At 61.3% G+C, this 12127-nt stretch carries 9 protein-coding genes and 1 riboswitch; of the genes, 5 read left to right on the top strand and 4 right to left on the bottom strand.

Going from position 1 to position 12127, the window contains the following annotated elements; translation table 11 throughout:
• Positions 1-17 precede the first annotated feature (17 nt).
• Both ACJ8J5_RS14205 and ACJ8J5_RS14200 read right to left on the bottom strand, forming a co-directional pair.
• Entirely contained in the window at positions 18-1262 is a 1245-nt protein-coding gene (locus ACJ8J5_RS14205; RefSeq protein ID WP_334273846.1) for a multifunctional CCA addition/repair protein, read from the bottom strand.
• A gap of 122 nt (positions 1263-1384) precedes the next feature.
• Positions 1385-2005: a TIGR04211 family SH3 domain-containing protein gene (locus tag ACJ8J5_RS14200; protein WP_016930153.1), complete on the bottom strand. Its 621-nt coding sequence runs from the start codon at positions 2003-2005 to the stop codon at positions 1385-1387.
• 278 nt (positions 2006-2283) lie between these two features.
• Here ACJ8J5_RS14200 and ACJ8J5_RS14195 point away from each other — a divergent pair, with 278 nt between their 5' ends.
• From ACJ8J5_RS14195 to hldE, 3 genes are all read left to right on the top strand, one after another.
• The gene (locus ACJ8J5_RS14195; RefSeq protein ID WP_025304321.1) at positions 2284-3591 is read left to right on the top strand and encodes a CYTH domain-containing protein; all 1308 of its coding nucleotides are present in this window, start codon (positions 2284-2286) and stop codon (positions 3589-3591) included.
• A 45-nt stretch (positions 3592-3636) separates the two neighbouring features.
• Positions 3637-6474, top strand: a complete 2838-nt coding sequence (gene glnE, locus ACJ8J5_RS14190) for a bifunctional [glutamate--ammonia ligase]-adenylyl-L-tyrosine phosphorylase/[glutamate--ammonia-ligase] adenylyltransferase (protein ID WP_334273845.1) — start codon at positions 3637-3639, stop codon at positions 6472-6474.
• Between the two features lie 77 nt (positions 6475-6551).
• Complete coding sequence (hldE, locus tag ACJ8J5_RS14185; RefSeq protein ID WP_019453075.1) at positions 6552-7982, top strand: bifunctional D-glycero-beta-D-manno-heptose-7-phosphate kinase/D-glycero-beta-D-manno-heptose 1-phosphate adenylyltransferase HldE; 1431 nt, start codon at positions 6552-6554, stop codon at positions 7980-7982.
• Positions 7983-8043: 61 nt separating this feature from the next.
• On the opposite strand, the gene ubiK is transcribed toward hldE, so the two are convergent.
• A complete protein-coding gene (gene ubiK / locus ACJ8J5_RS14180; RefSeq protein WP_025304319.1) occupies positions 8044-8319 on the bottom strand; it encodes a ubiquinone biosynthesis accessory factor UbiK in 276 nt (91 codons plus the stop codon).
• Between the two features lie 147 nt (positions 8320-8466).
• Positions 8467-8627, top strand: a riboswitch (FMN riboswitch).
• 109 nt (positions 8628-8736) lie between these two features.
• Between ubiK and ribB the strand changes: the two genes are divergently transcribed.
• The gene (gene ribB / locus ACJ8J5_RS14175; protein WP_004937218.1) at positions 8737-9390 is read left to right on the top strand and encodes a 3,4-dihydroxy-2-butanone-4-phosphate synthase; all 654 of its coding nucleotides are present in this window, start codon (positions 8737-8739) and stop codon (positions 9388-9390) included.
• Positions 9391-9443: 53 nt separating this feature from the next.
• On the opposite strand, the gene ACJ8J5_RS14170 is transcribed toward ribB, so the two are convergent.
• Complete coding sequence (locus ACJ8J5_RS14170; protein WP_334273844.1) at positions 9444-10973, bottom strand: alkaline phosphatase; 1530 nt, start codon at positions 10971-10973, stop codon at positions 9444-9446.
• A 325-nt stretch (positions 10974-11298) separates the two neighbouring features.
• Here ACJ8J5_RS14170 and ygiD point away from each other — a divergent pair, with 325 nt between their 5' ends.
• Positions 11299-12081 (top strand): 4,5-DOPA dioxygenase extradiol, encoded by a 783-nt coding sequence (gene ygiD, locus ACJ8J5_RS14165; protein WP_060434584.1) that lies wholly within the window; start codon positions 11299-11301, stop codon positions 12079-12081.
• Positions 12082-12127: the final 46 nt, after the last annotated feature.

Genomic DNA, 12127 nt, shown 5'->3' with positions numbered 1-12127 from the left:
CGCTCTGCGGGGTTTTTTTATGCCTGATCGTTGATAATCGTTTGGGTGAGCTTCCACTCGGCCAGCGCCTGCTGGCGGCGGCGTTTGAGCTCGTCGCGGATCGCGGTGCCCTGCAGCCCGCTGGCTACCACCTCTTTAATCGATACCGCGTTCGCCACCTGATACGCCTGGCGCAGATAGTCGCCCTGCGGATAGGGATTCTTCTCAAAGCCTGTGCGTCCGCGCGCGTCCGCTTCGCTGGTCAGGATCATCTGCTCCAGCCTCTGGGGCTTGCGCCAGACGTCGATGGCGTCGAACAGCTTCAATAGGGTCTCCGGCCGCAGCTTGTTCACTGTGTGGATCAGATCATGGTACTCGGCCACCAGCTTGCTCAGATCGCGCACCGGGTTAGGCACCCGCAGCCGCTGGCACAGCGCCTCGACCAGCCGTACGCCCGCCGGGCCGTGGCCGTGGTGATGCGGCCAGAACTCTTTTGGCGTCAACCCTTTGCCGAGGTCATGGCACAGGGTGGCGAAGCGCACGTCCACCTCCGGCGTGAGGCGGGCGGCGATCGCCAGCGCCATCAGCGTGTGCACGCCGGTGTCGATCTCCGGGTGCCACTTGGCGGGGGCCGGCACGCCGAACAGCGCGTCGATTTCCGGGAACAGCACCGCCAGCGCATCGCAATCGCGCAGCACCTGAAAATAGACCTGCGGGCTCTGGCTTTGCAGCGCCTTTTCGGTTTCCTTCCAGACGCGTTCGGCGGTCAGCGCAGCCAGTTCACCGCCGTGCGCCATTTGGCGCATCAGGGCGAGCGTTTCGTCGGCGATGCGAAAACCCAGGTGGGCGAAGCGAGCGGCGAAGCGGGCCACGCGCAGTACGCGCAGCGGATCTTCGCCGAACGCGTCGGAAACGTGGCGCAGCACGCGCGCCTGCAGATCGGCCACGCCGCCGTAAGGGTCAATCAGCTCCCCTTCGGCGGAACGGGCGATGGCGTTGATGGTCAGATCGCGCCGCAGCAGATCTTCCTCCAGCGTGACGTCCGGCGCGGCATAGCAGGTAAAACCGGTGTACCCTTGGCCGGATTTGCGCTCGGTGCGCGCCAGCGCGTATTCCTCATGAGAATCGGGGTTGAGGAACACCGGGAAATCTTTGCCGACCTGTTGGTAACCCAATGCCAGCAGCTCTGCGGGCGTGGCGCCCACCACCACCCAATCATGATCGACCACCGGAATATTGAGCAGGCTGTCGCGAACGGCGCCGCCGACCAGATAAATCTGCACTGTTGACTCCTGAATATCGTGTAAGGCCCTGTCTATCAGATTACATGAATTGGCCGCGGGATGTCGGCGCCAATGAAAAAGGCGCCCGCAGGCGCCCATACTCAAACTGAACGATACTGAAATCAGTTCATCCAGCGATTGTTGTTCTTGCGACGCGGGATCAGGTGCGGCAACAGCAGGCCCAACAGCAAACCGACGCCGGCAACGCCGCCGCCGTACATGAACCACTGCAGGATAATGGTGCGCTGTTTGTCGTCGAGCTGCAGGTTAACGGCGTTGACCTTCTTCTGCGCGACCACCAGCTGGTTTTTCAGATCCTGGTTTTCCTTCTGCAGGCTGCTGATGGTGCTGTCGCTGCCCGCGACTTTTTCCTGCATTTCCGAGGTGCGCTGGTTCCAGGTGTTATCGATGTTGGCCAGTTTGTCGGTCAGGGTTTTCACCTGCTGTTCCAGCTCGGGCACGCGGGTGCGCAGGCTTGGCGTCTGGCTGAGCTGATCGAGCGGGATCCAGGTGGTGCGGCCTTTGGGATCGCGGATCTGGCCGTAATTGGTGCTGTCGTTGACGCTCAGCAGGGTCACTTCTTCACCGGCGTTCAGAGTGCCGACAATACGGTACTGATTACCTGGGCCGCTATGGACATAAGTGCTTAACTCATCGGAGATATAGCGTTTATCTTCGGCATGTGCGGCCCAAGTGATGCTGAAGCTCAGCGCGGCAAGGAAAATCAGGCGTAATTTCTGCATTAGTTCATCGTTTCTGGGTGAATTTATGGAACGATAGTAGAGGGTTCAGTCTGACGACGCAACGCCAAAACCGGAATGAGAACTATCTTACTGTGGCTGATTCTGTGAGTTGCGCAGCGTTTTATAACGTAACAGGTTTTTTCTACAGTTAGCAGGGTTAAGGCGCCGGGAATCGCGGTAAGATAACGGCAACTGTGCGTCAGTGGGCAGCATACGGCGGGCCGAGCGCGCCGAGCTGAAACCGACGTGAATGCGTAACTTATTGGTGTTAAAGAATTATGACCGTTGAAATTGAACTGAAATTCATCGCCGCGCCGCAAGCGGTGGCCGCACTGCCACACTGGCTCGCCGCCTGGCCGCATCAGCATTCCGCGCCGCAAAAACTGACCAACATTTACTTCGAAACGGCCGACAATTTCCTGCGCCGTCACGACATGGGGCTGCGCATTCGCGGTTTCGACGATCGCTATGAGATGACCATCAAAACCGCAGGTAAAGTGGTGGCCGGCCTGCACCAGCGCCCGGAATACAATGTCGCCATCGCCGAACCGCAGCTGGCGCTGGCGCAGTTTCCTGCCGACATCTGGCCGCAGGATTGCGATATCGCGGCGCTGCAGCAGGCGTTGCAACCGCTGTTCCGTACCGATTTTGTGCGTGAGAAGTGGGTGGTTACTTACGGCCAAAGTGAGATAGAGATTGGCCTGGATCAGGGTGAGGTGCGCGCCGGTGATCTCAGCGAAGCCCTGAGCGAGATAGAACTGGAGTTGCTGAAAGGCAACACCGCCGATCTGCTGGCATTGGCCGGTGAGCTGGCGGCGCACGATGGGCTGCGTCAGGGCAGCCTGAGCAAGGCGGCGCGTGGTTACCACCTGGCGCAGGGCAATCCGCCGCGCGAGGTGCGCTCGCTGCAGGTGCTGAAGCCGGCGGCGAAGGCGACCGTGGAGCAGGGGATGATCGCCGCCTTCGAACTGGCGCTGAACCACTGGCAGTACCATGAAGAGCTGTGGCTGCGCGGCGACGCGCAGGCGCGCGGGGCGGTCATCGAAGCGGTCGGCACGATCCGCCAGGCGCTGGTGATCTTCGGCGGCCTGGTGCCGCGCAAGGCCAGCGCCGATCTGCGCGCCCGTCTGACCGAACTCGAACCATTGTTGGCGGATAAAGCCGCGCAACCAGAGACCCTGTGCTACAGCACAGCTTACCTGCAATGTAAGTTGGCGCTCACATCATGGCTGGTGAGCGGCGCCTGGAGGCCGTTTATCGATGCCAAAGGGCAGACCAAGCTGGACGGTTCTTTCAAACGCTTTAGCGACATCATGCTGGGGCGCAGCGGCGCGGAGCTGAAAGAAGCCTTCAGCCGTACCCTGAACGAAGATGAATATCAGGAACAATTGCCGCGCCTGACGCGTCAGATTTCGGCGCTGATCCTGCTGTCGGGCGCTTACCCCGACGAGCAGACCGGGCCTTATATCGACGCCTGGCGCGAGTTGCAGGCGGCGCTGAGCGAGCGCCGCCAGGGCTGGTATGAAGCCAGCCGCAAACAGGCCTTATCGCATGCGCCATTCTGGTTAAACGGCGCGCTTCGTTAATCCAGTCGGCCCGCCAGCCGTGGGCCGCAGAACGGGTCATACACTATGTCGCCACTTTCAGCCGCGTTACAGGCTCAGGCACAGCAGGTTGTGCAGCGTTTTCAGGAAGTTCACGGCGCGGACAGCGCCTTTAGCGAGCAGGAGCAGTGGGTGCTGGCGTCGAGCGACTTCGTCAGCGACGCGCTGCTCGCCCAGCCGGCCTGGCTCGCGACGCTGCGCGAGCAGCCGCCGGCGCCCGGCGAGTGGCAACACTATGCCGCCTGGCTGCAGGACGAGCTGGAAGAGGTGCGCGACGAAGCGCAGCTGATGCGCACGCTGCGCCTGTTTCGCCGCGAGACGCTGGTGCGTATCGCCTGGGCGCAGGCGCAGGGGCTGTGTTCGACCGAAGAAACGCTGCTGCAGCTGAGCGGGCTGGCGGAGACGCTGATCGTCAGCGCACGCGACTGGCTGTACCAAACCTGCTGCCGCGAGTGGGGCACGCCGTGCAACGCCGCTGGCGAACCGCAGCCGCTGCTGATCCTCGGCATGGGCAAGCTGGGCGGCGGCGAGCTGAATTTCTCGTCGGATATCGATCTGATCTTCGCCTACCCGGAAAATGGTCAAACCCAGGGCGGGCGGCGCGAGCTGGACAATGCCCAGTTCTTCACCCGCCTCGGCCAGCGGCTGATCAAGGCGCTGGATCAACAGACCATCGACGGCTTCGTCTATCGCGTCGACATGCGGCTGCGGCCGTTCGGCGACAGCGGCCCGTTGGTGATGAGCTTCGCGGCGCTGGAAGATTATTATCAGGAGCAGGGGCGCGACTGGGAGCGCTATGCGATGGTGAAGGCGCGCCTGATGGGCGGGGCGGAAGACGTCTACAGCCAGGAGCTGCGCAAAACCCTGCGGCCGTTCGTGTTCCGCCGCTACATCGATTTCAGCGTCATCCAGTCGCTGCGCAACATGAAGGGCATGATCGCCCGTGAAGTACGGCGTCGCGGCCTGAAGGACAACATCAAGCTGGGCGCCGGCGGCATTCGCGAAATCGAATTCATTACCCAGGTATTCCAGCTGATCCGCGGCGGCCGCGAGCCGGCGCTGCAGGGGCGTTCGCTGCTGCCGACGCTGCAGGCGGTGGGTGAGCTGGGGCTGCTGGAGGCCGAGCAGGTGCGGGCGCTGAGCGCCGCCTACCTGTTCCTGCGGCGGTTGGAGAACTTGCTGCAGGCGATCGGCGATCAGCAAACCCAGACGCTGCCGCAGGAGGCACTCGATCAGGCGCGGTTGGCCTACGGCATGGGATTGGCGGATTGGCCGGCGCTGATGGCGGCGCTGGACGCGCACATGCAGGCGGTGCGCGCGGTGTTCGACGACCTGATCGGCGACGATAGCCCGGATGTCGGCGAAGATCCCGATTACCAGCACTACCACAGCCTGTGGCAGGACGCGCTGGAGGAGAACGAGCTGGCGCCGCTGACGCCGCACCTCGATGAAGAGGGGCGCCGACAGATGCTGCGCACCATCGCCGATTTTCGTCACGACGTCGACAAGCGCACCATCGGCCCGCGCGGCCGCGACGTGCTCGATCAGCTGATGCCGCGCCTGCTGGCGGAGGTGTGCCCGCGCCAGGACGCGCCGACCGCGTTGGTGCGGCTGGCGCAGCTGCTGCTCAGCATCGTCACCCGCACCACCTACCTCGAATTGTTGGTGGAGTACCACGCGGCGCTCAGCCATCTGATCCGCCTGTGCGCCGCGTCGCCGATGGTTGCCAACCAGCTGTCGCGTTACCCGCTGCTGCTGGACGAGCTGCTGGATCCGGCCACGCTGTATCAGCCGGTGGCGCTGGACGCCTACCGCAGCGAACTGCGGCAGTATCTGCTGCGGGTGCCGGAAGACGACGAAGAGCAAAAGCTGGAGGCGCTGCGTCAGTTCAAACAGGCACAGCAGCTGCGCATCGCCGCGGCGGATATCGCCGGCGCGCTGCCGGTGATGAAAGTGAGCGATCACCTGACTTATTTGGCGGAGGCGATCATCGACGCGGTGGTGCAACAGGCCTGGAGCGACATGGTGGCGCGCTACGGCCAGCCGACCCATCTGCAGGAACGCGAAGGGCGCGGCTTTGCGGTGATCGGCTACGGCAAGCTGGGCGGCTGGGAGCTGGGGTACAGTTCCGACCTCGATCTGGTGTTCTTGTTGGATTGCCCGCCGGAAGTGATGACCGACGGCGATCGCTGCATCGACGGCCGTCAGTTCTACCTGCGGCTGGCACAGCGGGTGATGCATCTGTTCAGCACCCGCACCTCCTCCGGCATTCTGTATGAGGTTGACGCGCGTCTGCGGCCTTCCGGTGCGGCGGGGATGCTGGTCAGCACCGTCGAAGCGTTCGCCGACTACCAGCAAAACGAAGCCTGGACCTGGGAGCATCAGGCCCTGGTGCGTGCGCGCATCGTGCATGGCGATCCGGCGCTGCATCAGCAGTTTGACGCAATCCGGCGCGAGATCCTGTGCAAAACGCGCGATGCGCAGACCCTGAAGCGCGAAGTGCGCGAGATGCGCGAAAAGATGCGCAACCATCTCGGCAGCAAGCAGCGCGATCTGTTTGATATCAAAACCGATGAGGGCGGCATAACCGACATCGAATTTATCGCCCAATATCTGGTCTTACGCTATGCGCCGGGTGAACCGCGCCTGACGCGTTGGTCGGACAACGTGCGCATCTTCGAGCTGATGGCCAATTACGACATCATGCCGGAAGAGGAGGCGCGCGCGCTGACCCAGGCCTATGTCACCATGCGCGATGAGATCCACCATCTGGCGCTGCAGGAACATTCCGGCAAGGTCGGCAGCGGGCTGTTTGCCGCCGAGCGCGAGCAGGTACGCGCCAGCTGGGCCAAATGGCTGGATTAATACCTTTTTGCGGGTATTCCGGCGGTCTGTGGTAATATCTGCGCCACTAAAATTTTGTTCTTTTTTGGAGTTATCGGATGAAAGTTACGCTGCCTGATTTTCGCCGCGCCGGTGTGCTGGTGGTCGGTGACGTCATGTTGGATCGCTATTGGTATGGGCCGACCAGCCGCATTTCACCGGAAGCCCCGGTGCCGGTGGTCAAGGTCGATACCATCGAAGAGCGTCCCGGCGGCGCGGCTAACGTGGCGATGAACATCGCTTCGCTGGGCGCCACTTCCCGTCTGGTGGGCCTGACCGGCATCGACGATGCGGCGCGGGCGCTGAGCGCCAAGCTGAATGAAGTCAACGTGCGCTGCGACTTCGTCTCGGTGCCGACCCATCCGACCATCACCAAGCTGCGCGTGCTGTCCCGCAACCAGCAACTGATCCGTCTCGACTTCGAAGAAGGCTTCTCCAACGTTGATCCACAGCCGATGCTGGAGCGTATTCAGCAGGCGCTGCCGCAGATCGGCGCGCTGGTGCTGTCCGATTACGCCAAGGGCGCGCTCAGCCAGGTGCAGGGCATGATCCAACTGGCGCGCGCCGCCAAGGTGCCGGTGCTGATCGATCCGAAAGGGTCCGATTTCGAGCGCTATCGCGGCGCGACGCTGCTGACGCCGAACTTGTCCGAGTTCGAAGCGGTGGTGGGCCACTGCAAGGATGAAGCGGAATTGGTGGAACGCGGCATGAAGCTGGTGGCGGATTTCGAGCTGTCGGCGCTGCTGGTTACCCGTTCAGAACACGGCATGACGCTGTTGCAGCCGGGCGTTGAACCGCTGCACTTGCCGACCCAGGCGCAGGAAGTGTTTGATGTGACCGGCGCCGGCGACACCGTGATCGGCGTGCTGGCCGCCTCGCTGGCCGCCGGTAACTCGCTGGAAGAGTCCTGTTTCCTGGCCAACGCTGCCGCCGGCGTGGTGGTGGGCAAGCTCGGTACCTCCACCGTGTCGCCGATCGAGCTGGAAAACGCGGTGCGCGGCCGCGCCGAGACCGGTTTTGGCGTGATGACCGAAGCGCAGTTGAAGCATGCCGTCGCGCAGGCGCGTCAGCGCGGCGAAAAAGTGGTGATGACCAACGGCATCTTCGACATTTTGCATGCCGGCCACGTCTCTTATCTGGCCAACGCCCGCAAGCTGGGCGATCGCCTGATCGTGGCGGTGAACAGCGATGCGTCGACCAAGCGCCTGAAAGGGGAAACACGCCCGGTCAACGCGCTGGAGAACCGCATGATTGTACTGGGCGCGCTGGAAGCGGTGGATTGGGTGGTGCCGTTCGAAGAGGACACGCCGCAGCGCTTGATCGCCGACATTCTGCCGGATCTGCTGGTGAAAGGCGGCGATTACAAACCGGAAGAGATTGCCGGCAGTGCGGAAGTGTGGGCCAACGGCGGCGATGTCAAAGTGTTGAACTTTGAAGACGGCCTGTCGACCACCAACATCATCAAAGCGATTAAAGACGGGCGCGGCTAACGCCGGGTAATCTAAAGAACAAGGGCGCGCGGTTCATACAGGTGCGCGCCCTTCGCGGGAATTATTCGTCTTCCTGCTTGGCTGCCGGCGCCGTGCTCAGTTTGCTTTCCAGCTCGGCCATGCGCTGTTCCAACAGCGCCAGCTTCTCGCGGGTGCGCAACAGCACCTGAGTCTGCACGTCGAACTCTTCGCGGTTAACCAAATCCAGGCGGGTCAACTGCGATTGCAGGACCTGACGGATTTTTTTCTCAACGTCTTCCCCGAATTCACGAACGCCTTTAGGCATGGACTCATGAACCTGGCGTGCGATTTGTTCGATTTTTTTCGGGTCAATCATGGCGTATCCCTTTCAGAGTTTAATAGCTGCCGCTTAGTGTAATGCGAGTTGCCCGCCGGATAAACACCATTAAGCGCATTCGCCGCGCGTGGCCGAATTGTGCTTTTGCCAATTGCCCTGTCTATCCATTAGCGTTATAGTCATCTTGCTTATTCTCAGGGCGGGGTGAAAGTCCCCACCGGCGGTAAATCACCTTCTACGGTGAAAGCCCGCGAGCGCTCAGCCAGCCTGTAAAGGCCGGTTAGAGGTCAGCAGATCCGGTGTAATTCCGGGGCCGACGGTTATAGTCCGGATGGGAGAGAGTAACGGTATCTGCCGGGCATGCGCCCGCTTGCGTTATTTTTTTAGCTATTGCTAGCTACTCCTCAAGATCGCCCTGGTTCTGGTAATCCATAATTTTTAATGAGGTTTTTTACCATGAATCAGACGCTACTTTCAGACTTCGGCACGCCGACAGAACGCGTTGAACGCGCGATCGACGCACTGCGCAACGGGCGCGGCGTGATGGTGCTCGATGATGAAAATCGTGAAAACGAAGGTGACATGATCTTCGCCGCGGAAACCATGACCGTTGAGCAGATGGCGCTGACCATCCGCCACGGCAGCGGTATCGTGTGCCTGTGCATCACCGAAGAACGCCGTCAGCAGCTTGAGCTGCCGATGATGGTGACCAACAACTCCAGCCAGTTCCAGACCGCCTTCACCGTGACCATCGAAGCGGCGCAGGGCGTGACCACCGGGGTTTCCGCTTCCGATCGCCTGACCACCATCCGCGCGGCGGTGGCAGACAGCGCCAAGCCGAGCGACCTGAACCGTCCGGGCCACGTGTTCCCGCTGCGTGCGCAGCCGGGCGGCGTGCTGAGCCGTCGCGGCCACACCGAAGCAACCATCGATCTGGTCTCCATGGCCGGTTTCAAACCTGCCGGCGTACTGTGTGAACTGACCAATGACGACGGCAGCATGGCGCATGCGCCGGAAGTGATTACCTTCGCCAAACAGCACGACATGGTAGTGCTGACCATCGAAGATCTGGTGGCCTACCGCCAGGCGCACGAGAAAAAAGCCAGCTGATAGCCGGCCGCTTTCAACGATAAAAAAGCCGCGTAACGCGGCTTTTTTTGTGGCTACCGCTTTGACAGGCGTTCGCCGATGCGGCTGGCGTAATTCATCACGTGGAAGGTGTAGTTCTCCTCAACCGTACCCTGGAACAGATGCGCCCAGGGGCCGATGGCGTAGATGCCGAGATCTTCCCCGCCGTGCGTCTCGCTTTTCAGCGGCACCAGTGCCGGCTGAATAAAGTCGGGCGCGGTGGTTTGCTCCATGGTCAATGCCGGGCGCTCGGTCAGCGGGATCGCGCCGCCGGGGCCGTTGGCGAAACCGACGGTGGTATAAGGCTTGCCGTCGCTGCCCAGCCGCGGTTTGCCGTCGACGCCGACGGAAATGCCGAGGATAGGATTGCCGCGCTTGGCATAGCCGGCGATGGTCAGCGTGTGGCTGTGATCGCCGGTCACGATCACCAGCGTTTCGTCCAGGTTGACCTTGCCGACGATGGTTTTCACCGCCTCGTTCAGGGCGACCGCGTCGCTCAGCGTACGGTAGGCGTTACCGTTGTGGCTGCCGTGATCGATGCGTCCACCCTCCACCAGCAGCAGGTAGCCTTCGGTGTTCTTGGCCAGAATATCGATGGCCTTGCCGGTCATCTCTGCCAGTGAAGGTTCTCCCGCCGCGTCTTGCCGTCGATCGTGCTCGAAGTTCATGTGTGATGGCTCGAACAGGGCCAACAGGTGGTCGACCTTACCCGGCTCGATTTTATCGAACTGTGCCTGATTCCATACGTATTGCCCACGCTCGCCGTAGCGCTGCAGCCAGGCCTGCGTCAGGTCGCGGCCATCCTTTCTGGCGCCTGTTTTGCTGGGATATTCCGGATCGCTCACGCTGTCGGGCAGGAAGTTGGCGCGCCCACCGCCCATCGCCACGTTCAGGCCGTTGCCGTATTTCATTTCCACCAGCTGGCGCGCGATGTCGCGGCAGCCTGCGGCCAGGGCGTCCGCCGGCATTTTGGCGTCAGACTCCCAGTCGCGGTTGGCGATATGGGCATAGGTGGCGCCCGGCGTGGCGTGGGTAATGGTCGCGGTTGTCACGGCGCCGGTGGCCATGCCGAGCGTTGCGGCCATCTCCCACAGCGTGGTGACGGCCTTGGTTTGCTGATCCTCGCAATTGTTGAGGGCGGCCGTATGGTTGAGGCCCATCAGATCGTTGATGGTTTTGACGCCGGTGGTCATTGCCACCGCGCTGGGCGCGGAGTCGGTGATTTGGGCGTCGGCGGAATAGGTTTTGGCCGCCGCCAAATAGGGGAAGGCTTCCCAGGCCAGCACGTTGGACTCGCCATCCACGCCGCGCTGCTGCCCTTCAAAAATGCGGGCGGCGGTCACGGTGGAAAATCCCATGCCGTCACCGACCACCAGAATGACGTTTTTGGCGCGGTTGGTGTTTGGTGTCTGCTTCAGCCGCTGTTGCAGCTGAGCTTGCGCCTGAAGGAAGTAAGGGTCTTCGCGCTGCGTCAGCGGCGCGTTGTCCGTCGCTTTGGCGACTGCCCCCGTGGCGAACAAGGTCATGGAAAGCGCCAGGCGGGTTGCCAGTGTGAGTCTGAACATGAATTCCTCCTTGGTGAGACGTGATTCCCGTAGCGCCGACGGGCTGCCAACACCCTGTCGACTGAAAGAGGAGTGTATCGACTGTGTTAACAAAAAATACATAAATTGTTCACAAATTAGATCTGTGTGGCAGTAATGCCATGGTATTCACAGAATTTATTAATTAATTGAAAAGTATGTATTTTTTAACTTTCTGTTGGCCGGTGCATTTTTGTGCTTTTTAATTCAAATTTATTGAATATCATCATCACGGTTATCCGGCTGTGTTGCTGCGGCAAAGCGCGTAATGTAACGCCATAGCACAATTTGAACTAAGGATCCCCCTATGAACACCTCTCGTATGCCTGCACTGTTTCTTGGCCACGGTAGCCCGATGAACGTGCTGGAAGACAACCGTTACACCCGGGCATGGCGTGCGTTGGGTGAGTCATTGCCGCGTCCGAAGGCGATCGTGGCGGTTTCCGCGCATTGGTACACCCGCGGCACTGCGGTCACCGCGATGGAAAAACCCAAAACCATTCACGACTTCGGCGGGTTCCCGCAGGCGCTGTTTGATACCCGCTATCCGGCGCCGGGCTCTCCCGCGCTGGCCACGCAGCTGCAGCAAATCCTGGCGCCAGTGCCGGTAACGGCGGATCTCGGCGAGTGGGGATTGGATCACGGCACCTGGGGCGTATTGATCAAAATGTATCCCGATGCTGATATTCCGGTGGTGCAGCTCAGCGTCGACGGCACACAGTCGGCGGCCTATCACTATGAGCTGGGCCGCAAACTCGCGGCGCTGCGGGATGAGGGCGTGATGATCGTCGCCAGCGGCAACGTGGTGCACAACCTGCGCATGGTGAAATGGCAGGGCGATACCAGCGCCTACCCGTGGGCGGAATCGTTCAATAACTTTGTCCGGGATAACCTGCGCTATCGGGGCGACAACCACCCGCTGGTGGATTTCATGCGCCATGAGGGCGCGGCGTTGTCAAACCCGACGCCGGAACACTATCTGCCGTTGCTGTACGTGCTCGGCGGCTGGGATGGAAAAGAAGCCATCAGCGTGCCGATCGACGGTATCGAAATGGGGGCGCTGAGCATGCTGTCGGTGCAGGTGGGGTAAATAAAAAACGCCGGTCAGAGACTGGCGTTTTGTCTTCAGCGGGGTG

Origin of the sequence: Serratia sp. CY43202 (assembly GCF_052168755.1) — a bacterium.
GTDB lineage: Bacteria > Pseudomonadota > Gammaproteobacteria > Enterobacterales > Enterobacteriaceae > Serratia > Serratia bockelmannii.
This window is presented reverse-complemented; position numbering and strand designations above follow the sequence as displayed.

Coding starts and splice junctions, on each gene's coding strand:
- ACJ8J5_RS14200 (WP_016930153.1), bottom strand. CDS start 2,005: ATGCAGAAATTACGCCTGATTTTCCTTGCCGCGCTGAGCTTCAGCATC.
- ACJ8J5_RS14195 (WP_025304321.1), top strand. CDS start 2,284: ATGACCGTTGAAATTGAACTGAAATTCATCGCCGCGCCGCAAGCGGTG.
- glnE (WP_334273845.1), top strand. CDS start 3,637: ATGTCGCCACTTTCAGCCGCGTTACAGGCTCAGGCACAGCAGGTTGTG.
- hldE (WP_019453075.1), top strand. CDS start 6,552: ATGAAAGTTACGCTGCCTGATTTTCGCCGCGCCGGTGTGCTGGTGGTC.
- ubiK (WP_025304319.1), bottom strand. CDS start 8,319: ATGATTGACCCGAAAAAAATCGAACAAATCGCACGCCAGGTTCATGAG.
- ribB (WP_004937218.1), top strand. CDS start 8,737: ATGAATCAGACGCTACTTTCAGACTTCGGCACGCCGACAGAACGCGTT.
- ACJ8J5_RS14170 (WP_334273844.1), bottom strand. CDS start 10,973: ATGTTCAGACTCACACTGGCAACCCGCCTGGCGCTTTCCATGACCTTG.
- ygiD (WP_060434584.1), top strand. CDS start 11,299: ATGAACACCTCTCGTATGCCTGCACTGTTTCTTGGCCACGGTAGCCCG.